The organism is Tunturiibacter gelidiferens, assembly GCF_013410115.1.
Classification (GTDB): Bacteria; Acidobacteriota; Terriglobia; order Terriglobales; family Acidobacteriaceae; genus Edaphobacter; species Edaphobacter gelidiferens.
Genome location: NZ_JACCCV010000002.1, coordinates 1,587,885 through 1,600,492, shown reverse-complemented (window position 1 = coordinate 1,600,492; position 12,608 = coordinate 1,587,885). Strand labels below are relative to the sequence as shown.

Annotated in this window: 12 protein-coding genes; 10 read left to right on the top strand and 2 right to left on the bottom strand. The window is 54.6% G+C overall.

Annotated features, from left to right (window positions below):
• Positions 1-490: 490 nt before the first annotated feature.
• Positions 491-1,111, bottom strand: coding sequence for a TetR/AcrR family transcriptional regulator (locus tag HDF12_RS18710; protein WP_257025732.1), 621 nt, complete (start codon positions 1,109-1,111; stop codon positions 491-493).
• Between the two features lie 204 nt (positions 1,112-1,315).
• On the opposite strand from HDF12_RS18710, the gene HDF12_RS18705 reads away from it, so the two are divergent.
• The 7 genes from HDF12_RS18705 (at position 1,316) to HDF12_RS22500 (ending at position 7,040) form a co-directional block, all read left to right on the top strand.
• Positions 1,316-1,852: a cupin domain-containing protein gene (locus HDF12_RS18705; RefSeq protein WP_179585843.1), complete on the top strand. Its 537-nt coding sequence runs from the start codon at positions 1,316-1,318 to the stop codon at positions 1,850-1,852.
• 83 nt (positions 1,853-1,935) lie between these two features.
• The gene (locus tag HDF12_RS18700) at positions 1,936-2,823 is read left to right on the top strand and encodes an aldo/keto reductase (RefSeq protein ID WP_179585841.1); all 888 of its coding nucleotides are present in this window, start codon (positions 1,936-1,938) and stop codon (positions 2,821-2,823) included.
• An 84-nt stretch (positions 2,824-2,907) separates the two neighbouring features.
• A complete protein-coding gene (locus HDF12_RS18695; protein ID WP_179585839.1) occupies positions 2,908-4,293 on the top strand; it encodes a PQQ-dependent sugar dehydrogenase in 1,386 nt (461 codons plus the stop codon).
• A gap of 54 nt (positions 4,294-4,347) precedes the next feature.
• Positions 4,348-4,809: a cupin domain-containing protein gene (locus tag HDF12_RS18690; RefSeq protein WP_179585837.1), complete on the top strand. Its 462-nt coding sequence runs from the start codon at positions 4,348-4,350 to the stop codon at positions 4,807-4,809.
• A gap of 113 nt (positions 4,810-4,922) precedes the next feature.
• Positions 4,923-5,684, top strand: a complete 762-nt coding sequence (locus HDF12_RS18685) for a hypothetical protein (protein ID WP_257025731.1) — start codon at positions 4,923-4,925, stop codon at positions 5,682-5,684.
• 35 nt (positions 5,685-5,719) lie between these two features.
• Positions 5,720-6,910 (top strand): VIT1/CCC1 transporter family protein, encoded by a 1,191-nt coding sequence (locus HDF12_RS18680; protein WP_179585833.1) that lies wholly within the window; start codon positions 5,720-5,722, stop codon positions 6,908-6,910.
• A gap of 4 nt (positions 6,911-6,914) precedes the next feature.
• Entirely contained in the window at positions 6,915-7,040 is a 126-nt protein-coding gene (locus tag HDF12_RS22500; protein ID WP_257025730.1) for a hypothetical protein, read from the top strand.
• Positions 7,041-7,211: 171 nt separating this feature from the next.
• On the opposite strand, the gene HDF12_RS18675 is transcribed toward HDF12_RS22500, so the two are convergent.
• Entirely contained in the window at positions 7,212-7,604 is a 393-nt protein-coding gene (locus tag HDF12_RS18675; protein WP_179585830.1) for a response regulator, read from the bottom strand.
• Between the two features lie 275 nt (positions 7,605-7,879).
• On the opposite strand from HDF12_RS18675, the gene HDF12_RS18670 reads away from it, so the two are divergent.
• From HDF12_RS18670 to HDF12_RS18660, 3 genes are all read left to right on the top strand, one after another.
• Positions 7,880-9,535, top strand: a complete 1,656-nt coding sequence (locus tag HDF12_RS18670; protein ID WP_179585828.1) for a TPR end-of-group domain-containing protein — start codon at positions 7,880-7,882, stop codon at positions 9,533-9,535.
• A gap of 220 nt (positions 9,536-9,755) precedes the next feature.
• Positions 9,756-10,910 carry an HlyD family secretion protein gene (locus HDF12_RS18665; RefSeq protein WP_179585825.1) on the top strand — a complete coding sequence of 385 codons (1,155 nt, stop codon included), beginning with the start codon at positions 9,756-9,758 and terminating at the stop codon, positions 10,908-10,910.
• Between the two features lie 8 nt (positions 10,911-10,918).
• Positions 10,919-12,532: an MFS transporter gene (locus tag HDF12_RS18660; protein WP_179585823.1), complete on the top strand. Its 1,614-nt coding sequence runs from the start codon at positions 10,919-10,921 to the stop codon at positions 12,530-12,532.
• Positions 12,533-12,608: the final 76 nt, after the last annotated feature.

The window sequence follows — 12,608 nt, the reverse complement described above, 5'->3', positions numbered from 1 at the left end:
AATGAACGCAATGTGACGAGATGCTGAAACAGTTGAATTGATTGGTGTCCCCGGTGGGATTCGAGCCCATGTTATCGCCGTGAAAGGGGGTTAGTGGTAGTTTGTATGAGCTATGCAAAGCTTCCTCCGATTCAGTGAACCTGATTCGACTCTTGTTCGGTTCCTGCAAGTTCGCGAAACTCGGGTTATTGAGTGCTCTTGTCGCTGAATGTGCAGTTCAAACAGGAATGCCCGGGCAAGAGTCTATTTGTGCCATCGCACGTTGCGGGAACATCATGTCATATCTGTTCTTCAAACATGCGTCGCGTAAAAAGGCATATCGTTGTCATCAAGAGTTCTCCGCCAATGCTTCTTGCAATTTCTGATTGCGCAAAGATCACCGGTGTCCAGTCAATCACAACAACGACTCTGTCGTTCTGCGTTTGGACGCTGACTAAGCCGCTATCATGTAAGTAGCAGCAAATACTCCATGGTGTGCGAGGTAACGTTCTTAAGGCACATTGGTACAAACATTCCCTAGAATGACGTCGACGGCAGCGCAAGCCAATCGCTCGAGTTCGGAATCACTTTCATGCTCACCGATTCCTGCCAACAGACGGTATAGGATGTCTCCCGTCAATGAGTCGTGAAGCATCACTGCTATCCGTTCAATCGGGACCGTCGTCCCTCGCAGCTCATCGCGATGGCTTTCCAATACCAATCGTATGAAGGAAGCCGTTCTGGCGGGACCGTACGTGTACCACGCCTCGCCTACTTCGGGACAATTCGCTGCCTCCCCGATGGCGAGACGATGAAGCTCCACGGACCGTTTTGCGCTGATGAGCTTCAAAATGTGAAAAGAGAGTTTCTTTAGGCTCTCTTCAAGGTTCAAACCTGTGTAGTCGATCTTCGCGAGCGGCTCATTCGACTCGCGGCACAGGTTCTCGATACTGCTAATGAACAGCCCACATTTCCCACCGAATTCGCTGTAGACGGTGCTTTTCGAACCGCCAGCCAACTCAACGATCTTGTCGATGGTGACACCTTCATAGCCGCGCTTCAGAAACAAGTCTGCTGCGACTTTTTGAAGTTTGCCGTTTCGAACGTCTCCTCGCGACCGCTTGTCAGGCATTCATCTTCCGTCCTGAACGCGTAAAAAATATTCAATAAGATCCACAGCTTCACTTCTCCCGTAATAACAGCATTTTATGTGCTCTTTTTCTTCAGCACCTCTGGAACACTCGTGCGTCGAATTTGCCGTCGAGCGCATCTAATGTGTAATGTACAGTACAGTACATTACGAACGCAAGGCAATCATGAACTACCTGGAGGTCATATGGGAAGCAAACCTAATGATTCGTTCATTGACCCGATAGCTGACCAGGTTGCGATTCAGCGCGGAGTCGCCGTTCGGTCGACGTCTCAACCGGGATCCAATTCAACGATCAGCGTTGTGCATCCCGCTGAATTGAGCAGCGAGACTCAGCAGACACCGGGATCGCTGAGGATGTCCGCCATTGCAGCGATGCATGGCATCGTCTCCTCGCTATGGGCAGGCATATTCGTGGTCGAGCCTTCAGCTAAGACCGGCATTCACCACCACGGCGAACAGGACACCGTCGTTTACGTCCTAGAAGGAGAGGCTTGTGTGCGGTGGGGCGATCTGGGAGAACACTCAGCCACCGTTAGGGCGGGTGATTTTCTGCATGTGCCGGGCTGGTTGCCGCATCAGGAAATCAATTCGTCGCGGGAGCACACATTTCGATGGGTAGTTGTACGGAGTACACCAGAGCCGATCGTGGTGAACTTGCCTGATGATTTCTGGACGTCAACCAACTCAAAACCGCTAAAGAGGAACGCCAGTGAGCACTAGAAGAGATATCTCGAGCTTTGCTGTCGAAAAGACGGCCACTCTGAATATGCCTTCCAAAATTCAACACGAAAAGGAGCAGTCTAATGAATAAGAAACCGATTCTTTCAGCTGCAGCTGCCGGCACACTCACCTTCGGTGGCGATATCACGGTCAACCGGATGGGCTATGGCGCCATGCGTATCACTGGGGCAGGCGTGTGGGGACCTCCCGCGGACAAAGCCGCCGCCTTGGCGACTCTACGGCGCGCGATTGAACTCGGCGTGAACCTGATCGACACGGCCGACTCCTATGGCCCTGGCACATCAGAAGAGTTGATTGAGGAGGGGCTCCACCCATATCCAACTGGATTAGTAATCGCAACCAAAGGTGGGTGGGAGCGCCCGGGCCCCGGCCAATGGACGCATAATGCCAGCCCGAAACATCTTACCGAAGCACTCGAGGGGAGTCTGAAGCGTCTGCGTCTGGACCGTATCGACATCTATCAACTGCACGCTCCCGATAATGCCGTGTCCTTCGAGGCTTCGGTAGAGGCACTGGCCGGACTCCGCAAGCAAGGTAAGATCCGTCATGTTGCGCTTTCGAATGTGACTCGCGAACACGTGGAAAGGGCACGCAAGATCGTGCCAATTGTCTCGGTGCAGAACCGCTACAGCTTCGCTGACCGGGAATCCGACTTCATCGTCGATTATTGCGAGCAGAACAATATTGCTTTCCTTCCGTGGGCTCCCCTCGGTCAAGCGAAGGAGGCACATGATGGCATCAAGAAAGTCGCGAATGATCTTGATGCAACTCCTTTGCAGGTCGCCTTGGCCTGGCTGCTTAAGCGTTCCAAAGTAATCCTGCCTATTCCCGGAACGTCCTCGGTCAAGCACCTGGAGGAGAATATCGCTGCTGGGGATCTTGAGCTCCCTCAGGCAGCGTACGACAAGTTGGCTGCTGTAAGCCATCCTCCCGCAAGTTTACGCGGTTGAAGCGCTGCTAAAAATTTGAATGCTTCTTGCTAAGCCATTGCACGATCGACTGTCGCCAAAAATACAGATCTGGAGATAAGAATTATGAAACGTTCACGCCTCGCAAAGTTCCAAGCATTAGTCCCTCTCGCCTTCGCCGCGTTTCTTCCGTCTGCGCTCCATGCCCAGCAGACGATCACCGGTCAGTCCGCCTTCGCCGACTACACGCAGCAAAAGCCTGGCGTCCGACGAAAGATCACCGTGGCAGACTTGCCGGAACCGAAGCCGTCTGAATCTGTAGACAACGGTCCGACCCTTGCTAAAAGGCCAGAGGGCGCGTGGCCCATTGCCCCAGCCGGTTTTACGGTTCAGCTCTATGCGGGCGGTGACGCAGCCACTCCTATGCAGCGATCCGAAAATAAGAAAGAGACGCACGGGCCTACCTCTGGAACCTTCGTGATGCCCCGCATTATCCATACTGCACCGAATGGCGATCTCTTCGTAGCAGACTCGCAGGCTGGCTCCATACTGGTGCTGCGCGGCGTTACTGATGCGGGGAAGGCGGACACCATCAGCACCTACGCTACGGGTCTCGATCACCCCTTCGGCATTGCGTTTTATCCCGCGGGCCCAAATCCTCGCTGGATATACATCGGCAACGCGACGACCGTGGTTCGATTCGCTTACAAGTCCGGAGACCTGAAGGCAGACCGCGCGCCCGAAACAGTCGTGCCCGATCTTCCTGGCTATGCTCAACTCCGCGGCGGTGGCCACTGGACGCGAGACGTTGTCTTTTCTGCCGACGGTAAGCATATGTTGGTGTCGGTGGGAAGTGGATCGAATGCGGACGATCCTGACACCCATCCCGGAGAGTTTCACCGGGCCGATGTTCTTGAGTACACCCCTGAGGGCAAATTTGTCGAGGTGTACGCCTACGGCATTCGTAACTGCGTCGGCGAGGCGATCAACTCTATTACCGGTCAGCTCTGGTGCTCAACGAATGAGCGTGACGCCCTTGGGAACAATCTCGTTCCAGACTATGTGACTTCAGTGAAAGAAGGCGGCTTTTATGGTTGGCCCTGGTTTTATATGGGAGGCCATCAGGATCCGAGACTAATGGGCACGCATCCTGAACTCAAGTCCAAGGTGATTACGCCAGATGTGCTGGTTCAACCTCATATGGCCTCGCTCGGAATGACGTTTTACCCTACCAGTAAATCCACGTTCCCGTCCCAATACGATGGCGACGGATTCGCATCCGAACACGGGTCCTGGAATCGTGCGAATCGCGGAGGCTATGAAGTTATCCGGATTCCCATGAAGGACGGCAGAGCCACCGGCGAGTATGAGGACTTTCTTACAGGATTCGTCACCGCGGATGGACAGGTCTGGGGCCGACCTGTAGGCGTGGCCGTGGGTCATGATGGCGCTCTCTACGTGACAGATGACGGCTCTCGCAGCGTTTGGCGCGTATCTTACACCGGCAAATAGCCAGACGGTGCTGAATTTCGAGCAGACATCCAACCCAACATGGAGGCAACCGACATGATTTCTAAATACTGCGGGATTGGAATCGCCGCTATCGTCATCGGATCATCTCTGACGGCCCTACTGGCTCAAACCGGCGCGAATACCGTTGCAAGCGGTAAGCGCGAAATCCTGTTGCAAACGACCGAATCGTGGAACGGCAAACCGTACATACACTACCCCACGGCTCAGCCACAACTCACGGCGATCAAACTAACCATCGCACCACATACCGCCTTGCCATGGCACACGCATCCATATCCAAACGTCGTCTATGTACTTTCCGGCACACTCACGCTGCATGACAGGGCCAGCGGCAAGACCCAGGTGGTTCATCAGGGACAAGCGGTCGGCGAGTCAGTGGACGATGTGCATCGGGGCGAGTCGGGTGACGAACCCACCGTACTGCTGATCACTTATGCAGGCACTCCAGGCGTTCCAACCTCAGTCCCTGCAAAGGGCGAGAAGGCGGAGTACTGAATCGTCTCAGCTCAACCGATCTATGAATATGGTGTTTCGTTATGCATAAGGCTTTACGGGTCGATCGAAATGAACTCAATTTTTGCCGAGTTTTGTTCCTCCTTGGGATGTGCTTGCTCCCTGGCTTCGCGAAGGCACACGCTCAAGGAAATTACGAGATCCAAGTCTACGGCGCCGACACGGTGCCACCAAAAAATTTAATGGTCGAACTGCACTCGAACTACACCATCTCTGGCCAGACTCAAACGATTAGTGGCGTCTATCCGACGAATCACCAGGAGCATGAAACCGTCGAATTAACGGAGGGAATCAACAACTGGTCTGAGATCGGTTTCTATGTATTTACCAGCGAGCAAAATGGGCTTGGAGTGCAGTGGGTCGGAGATCATATCCGGCCGCGTGTCCGAGCGCCAGATAGCTGGCATCTTCCAGTTGGCCTCAGCCTTTCCACTGAGATCGGATATCAACGAGCTGCCTACTCACCGGATACGTGGACCTGGGAGATTAGACCAATCATTGATAAGACGATGGGCCGCTGGTACCTCGCGTTCAACCCGGCGCTTGAACGCACCTTGCATGGCCCTGGCGTCAATCAAGGGCTCGGTTTTTCTCCAGGCGTAAAAGTCAGTTACGACTTCACCCGCAAGATCAGTGGTGGCTTCGAATACTACGCGGATTACGGGAGACTTGGGGACTTCTATACCCTTCATAATCAGCAACAGCAGTTCTTTGTCGTAACAGATTTGAACGTATCACCGAAGTGGGAGATCAATATGGGGATTGGAGTTGGCCCAACCGCGGCTACCGATCACCTGATTGTGAAGGGAATCATCGGCAGACGTTTTAATTGGGGGCGAAAGTCTGCGGTCGAATAATAGCTGTTTACCGTGATTGCATTCAAGGGAAGAACATGGCCGACTCGGAAAAGAAGAAACTATTAGCTGCGCTTGATGCCAACTGGCAGGCAGAGATGGAAGGTCATTACACTTACTCGGCGCTGGCGAGAGGAGAAGTTGAGCCTCAACGTCGAAACGCGTTACGTGGACTAGCCGCCGCTGAAAAGCACCATGCCGATCTTTGGGCTGGACGAATCGAAGCTTTAGGCGGGGACGCACCGCGGTACACAGGCTCGCAGTCTGGTCTAGCGGATTCTTTGGCAACCCGAGTCGGGGGACCTGACTTGGCTATGCGACGCCTAGAGATCGATGAAGGCCGCGACATTGCGAAATACGGTAGGCAGCTGAAATCGCTAGGCGATGAGCCAAGCATCGCGATTCTCAAAGAAGTGATCGCGGACGAGCGGGAGCACTATCAAACGTTGAGCAATCTCATTCGTTCACGTCGTCCGCTGCCCACTGTACCGGCTGAGCAAGCTCAGGAAGCTCTGGATAGCCTCTTGAATGCCCGTAAAGAAGGGCATCCCGAGGCAGCAGGTTGGGTCGGAGATGCGATCTACGGCGTCAACGACGGACTCGGTTCTATCTTCGGTATTGTCTCTGGGGTCTCAGGGGCGACGCTAGGTAACAGCCACTTTGTTCTGATTGCGGGATTGGCCGGGATGGTGGCGAGTGCGCTCTCGATGGGCTCGGGGGCTTACTTAGCAGCTAAGAGTCAGCGAGAGATCTATGAAGCTGAGTTTGCCAGAGAACGGGAGGCCGTTGAAGACAATGAAGCCGAGGCCCGCGAAGTACTTTCTCTCAGCTACCAAATCCGCGGGCTGCCTGAAGAAGACGCAGAGCGTTTTGTACACCATCTTTCGAAGAACAAGGAACATCTGATTAGCGCTCTCGCACGGGAGCGTCTCAATACATCCGAAGAAGCATTGAGTAAGCCTCTCGTCTCGGCGCTGTCAGGGGCTTTTTCTACGGCTTTGGGCGCTTTCATTCCGATCATTCCGTTCTTCTTTATGGCTGGGATCAGGGCTGTAATTGTCGCCGCAGTTGTTTCCCTGATAGCGCACTTTGTTGTTGGGGCATCGAAGTCGCTCGTGACAATCCGTCCGTGGTGGAGCAGCGGATTGGAGATGACGGTCGTCGGAGCGATTGAAGGAATCGTCACTTACGTGATCGGCATGGGCTTAGGGAGAATTGGAGGAGGCTAGCCGATTGAAGAAAGCCTCGGCCATCTGCGGGCAACTTACGTCGTGGTTAATGACCCAATCCAAGGTGGAGATGTCAGGAACACAGGTCCAGAGCTTTGTGAGCCATGGTCTGATGACCCTCCTCACCTAGCTCTTCAGGGCCGCGACATAGCGGCCTACCACGAGGATGGCAGTGTGGTGGAGCTGCGAGGCACTCGATTGGCTTTGGACGGTTCGCTTGGTAGCGTTCGCTTCGTTGGTGCCCGTGACCAATAAGAACTGATCGATCACTCTGAGGCCGGAATGGCCGGCTGCACAGAATTCAATATGTTAGTCGCTGATAGAAATAGTTCGTGGCCGACTCGACCGCAGTTCGCAAGTTCACTTCTGTGAACGGCGCGACAAGTACGTCGAATCCCCCTGCCTCAAGCACAGCCGACCACATCGGAAAGTCGCTGCTCAGCGTGTACACGAGAATCGACGGCTGCGGCTCCATAGTAGAGAGCAATCCCCATAAGGTCCACCACTCTTGAGTTGGTAAGCTAGCTGGTATGAGCGCAACAGCATAGATCTTTTGTCGTGAGTGTTGCGCGAAGTCATCGGCGTTGTCGCAAATTGTCAGAACTCCAACAACGGCATTCACCAGATACCGCATACTCCGCTGCATATCGTAAGGTATCAGCGCCAAAACATCTCCAGTGGAGTTCTCGGTCATCGGCGCACCTCCGCTGAGATCGAAACAAACATTATTCCCTCGGACTTTCCTACGGAAGTGAGCTAACGGTGAGCGCGAGGGCAAATCAAGGCCTAACTCGCCTTTCGTCTTAGAATGGGATTGGCCAGCGGACACAATTTGCTATGACAAATAGCTCGACACACCGATCAATGGATGCAGTTCCCACAGATGCCGCGTTGAACGCATTATCACTAGTGCTCGCCAGCGAAATCTTCGCGCGATCCAATCGACTTTCCCAGTTCCTAAGATTTGTGGTGGAACAAACGGTGCACGGCCACGAAGACAACCTCAAGGAATACACCATTGGAACTGAGGCTTATGGTCGAAGGACTGACTTCGATCCTGGCCAGGACACGATTGTAAGGACTGAGGCGCGACGACTCAGACGCAAACTGAAGGAATACTACGAGACTGAAGGCAAATCCGACGATGTAGTAATTTTTATGCGAACCGGAAGCTATGTTCCCGCCATCCGATGGAGGGCGAGCCTGGATGGCCAGTCTCAGGTATCAACACGAACAGCTAATGAGCTCTGGGTAGAGGGCGATGGAGTGCGGGTCGCTCTGACGGCTTTCCAGGCGCATGCGAACGATCCCATCGCCTCGGCATGTGCGTTTGGAATTACTGACGATTTATTGCACAGACTAGTTCAGGCTCCAGGCATCAAAGTTGTTTCGGAGACGGCGAGCCGGTCCTCCCGCAAAAATTCTGACTCCCTCAAGGAAGGCGGCGAACTAGAGGCACAGATCATTCTCGACGGAACAGTTCGCAGTGAACACAACCGCCTGCGGGTATCGGCGCGCGTCTCAACCACTCCTGGTTTGTTGCTTTGGTCACAGCGGTTTGACGCGGCAACGGATGAAGACTCTCTGCTGAAGCTGCACGATGCAGTCGCCGCAGCCTTGTTAAGCCGCATCGCTCCCAGAGCTTCCATTGTGCGCCGTTATCTGGGAACGCCAACGCAAACACTCTATCAGTTCTTCTCGAAAGCTCTTGCTGCAGAGTCACTACTCGAAGAGGGTACTGTTGTCACGATTTCAGATTCCCTCAAAAGGTTCGAGGAACTGGTCTTGGAGGCCCCGGAATACGGACGGCTCCATTGCGGTGTTGCTCAGTGTTACATGGCTTTAGCGCAAAGGGGCGCGCGCTCTTCAAAAGAATTTGTCTCAAGAGCAAGTGAGGCTTGCAAGCGCGCCATTGCGATAGATTCCAATGCCATTGACGCTCATTCAACGTTCGGGTGCATTCTCGCTCAAGAATGGAATTGGAAGGCTGCCGAAGAAAGTTTTCGCAGAGCGCTACGGCTTGGGGACCAGCACGCAGCCCATCGGCAGTTCGCGCAATTTTTACTGCTTCATTCACGCTTCGATGAATCCTGGAAGCACTTTCAGATCGCCGAGGGGATGGACCCCTTCTCTGCCCGGCAGAAGTCGTCCATAGCTCGCTTCTTTTATTACAGCCGTTGGCATCGAGAAGCGAAGGAATACTACGCCAGAGTCATGCAGTATGGCCCGTTGCCGATCGAAGCCACGCTGATTCGCGCGTTTACTGAGATCCAGATGGGTGAGTTGAAGAACGCGGTGGCACTGGCACAGGGAGTTCGCCGAAGGGTGGGAACAGTGCAGCTCTATCTCGCCACAGTTGCGGAGATCTTTGCGCTTTCAAATGAGGTGGATCAAGCGCGGTCGCTCGCCGTGAGTTCGGGCTTGCTGGCGGAACAGGCATCTCTGAGTTATTTTCGGAAGGCTTGCCTGGCTTTAGCACTGAACGAACCTGCAAAGTCGTTAGAGTTTCTGAGCGAATCGTTTAAGCGAAAAGAGGCAGAGCTACCCTGGATCGCTGCAGATCCGCGATTCGATAGAATCCGCGGCGACGCAACCTACCAGTCCATCGTCCGCGCAGTTTTCTAGGAACCAACCCCTCTAATTAGGGATCCGCGAAGGGTCGATGCATGGTAAAGTCAGGGCTTTGCTCACGGTGATCTAACCTTCCCCTCACTTCCGAGGGGCTGTATAGCCTGCTTCAATCGAAATGGGCCTTCTCGAACAAAAATCCTATCTGACCGATTCTTGGTTTGGAAGCTGTTCTTGCGAGTGGCCTGCTTTGGAGATTTCCTGATGAGGTCTGGCTGTGAAGAAGTGGTCTATTGCGATTCCGGTATTGGTGCTGGCTATAGCCATCTTTCTCATCTTTGCCATTCGAGGTCATTGGGACTCTTGGAAGAGTAACGCTGTCCTTCAAAGGACAAACGATGCCTATGTCACAGGCGATCAGATTCCTCTCAGCACTCGCATCAGCGGTACTGTGCAGCGGGTTGGCGTGCAAGACTATCAGTCAGTCAAAGCTGGGCAATCAATCGTTGAATTGGATCACTCTGATTATCAGGCAAGTGTCGATGAGGCGCGAGCTGCGATTAGCGCCGCACGTGCTGAACTCAACGCAAATCAGGATGCGAAGCAGGCCGCTGACGCGAGCATAGATGCTGCAAAGGCGTCAGTAGAGCAGGCACAGGCTGCTGCCGACGCCGCACAAGCTGGGATCGATGCCGCACAAGCTCAGGTGACACAGTCCGTCAGCGAATATCAGCGACAGGAGAAGTTGCTGGCGAACCGGGCCGCGACTCACCAGCAGTTCGAGCAGGTCCAGGAAGCCCGAGACGCCGCTCAAGCTGCCTTGCAAAGCCGCCGCGCCGATCTTGCGCGTGCTAGGGCCGCAGTAGCAAGCAGCCGAGCTGCGGTCGCTGGGGCTCTCCAGCAGAGAGCCGCTCTTAACGCAAAAGATGCATCCCTGCAGGCTCAGATCGCAGCCAAGACCGCGGGCGTAACGATTGCGCAAGTTAGTCTTGCTTACACAAAGATCGTTGCGCCCGCCGACGGTCGAGTTGGTCGACTACGGGTTCATCCGGGGCAGCTTGTGGGAGCGGGCGTTCAGGTCGTTGATTTCGTTCAAGACGGCGCATGGGTCGAGGCCAACTTCCTCGAGACGCAGCTTGCGCACGTTCGTGTTGGCGATACCGCGGACATCAAGATAGACGCCTATCCTTCCCAAATTCTTTACGGCCATGTGAGCGAGATAGCACCCGCGAGTGGGTCCGCTGCAGCACTCTTGCCGCCCGATAACGCTACCGGAAATTTCACCAAGGTCGTTCAGCGTGTGCCAGTCAAGATCCTTTTCGACGGCAACCCCTCCGGTGACATCCTCCGTCCAGGACTGTCTGCGGAGATCACTGTGCATACCGATCGGCAGGAAACAACAGATGCAACTCGTCCGGCAATGGTCCGCTAATGGGAAACATGAAGACAGGTCCACAAATCGAATCTGTCCAACGCATCAGACCTGTTCTTGGGATTGTGGGCGTGCTGTTGGGTGCCTCGCTGGCTACGTTCTTCGGGAGACTTTTGAGCGTCGGGGCGCCCGATCTGCGCGGAGCGCTGGGGATCGACGTGGACTCAGCTTCATGGATCGGCACCACTTACAACATGGGCATGATGTTCATCGGCCCCTTCTCTGTCTACCTCGGCGGCCTACTTGGACCGAGGCGCGTTCTGCTGGTCTCCGCGACGATATTTACCTTGCTGTGTATCGCGATGCCGTTTGCCGGACATCTTCCCGTTCTCTTGTTCTTGCTGGCGGCGGCGGGGATGACAGCCGGGACGTTCTATCCCCTCACATTGTCGTTCATTCTGCGTAATCTTCCCCAGAGTTACCTGCTCTTTGGAATTGCTGCCTATGCGGCGGACATCGTTGTTACGACTCATATGGCGCATTCCTACGAGGGATGGCTGATGGACGCTCTCTCGTGGCAATGGATCTTCTGGACGACTGCGCTGCTCGCACCCATCATGATCTCCTTGGTTGTCTTAGGCATTCCACCGCAACCGATCCCTAAGCCCAAGCCAGGACAGCCTTCGCCAAGCTGGCGAGGCTTCCTCTACTTCAGCCTAGGGGCGGCGTTGCTTTACGGGGCGATGGACCAGGGACAGCGGCTCGACTGGTGGCGTTCCGGCACCTTCGTCGCGATGGTCGTGTCTGGTTCCTTTCTTATTTTGGCAACGGCAGTCCGACACTTCAGCAAGCCGAATCCCCTGATCAACTTCCCCTTCCTGCGGCGGAGAAACACCATTCTGCTCGGCATGGTCATCATGATCTTCCGCTTTGTTCTCTTGTCCGCGGTTGTGCTAGTTCCCAGTTATCTCACGGCAATCCGCGGATATAGGCCGGAACAGGTCGGCCCTGTGCTTCTCTGGCTGGCAATTCCTCAATGCCTCGCCGGCCTTCTCGCGATCTACCTGCTTGGGCGCATTGACTCGCGTCTTATTCTGGCTGCGGGATTTGCCACGGTGGCTGTTGCTGCCCTGATGGATTCGCATATTACTTCCGTCTGGTCAGGGAACAGCTTCGAACTGAGCCAGATCGTGCTGGCAATGGGAGAAGGCTTCGCCTTCAACGGGATGGTCGGCACCATCGTACTCGACCTCATGAACTCTGGGTCCATGGATAAGGGTCCTGACGTGCTCAGCTTCAGCGGCTTCTTTCAGACGATACGACTCTTCGGCGGAGAACTCGGCGCCTCATACATCCAGTTTTTCCTGCACAGCAGACAGGTGTTTCATGCGGATCTGCTGTCAGCGGACATTCAGGGAGGTTCGACCCCCGTTGTCGAACGCACCCATATGTTGACTGCTGGAATGCACGCGCAGTCGGTGACCCAGGATATCGCTACGGGTCGGGCCGCCGTACTGTTTATGGGAAGTATTCGCCAGCAGGCCTTCACCTTGTCGATCATGGACGCTTTCACCTTCATTGCGTATGTCGCAACGACCTGCCTCTTGATCATCGCGTGTCTACGAGGCCTGAAGGTCGGCTTCCGCCAAATCATCGCCACTTCGGCCCAATCTGCTTCATAGGAAGTCTGCTTCAAAGGAAAAGTTGAATGGTGAGAGAAAATACTTCTTTGCGTAGAGCAGCATATCGCATAGGTAG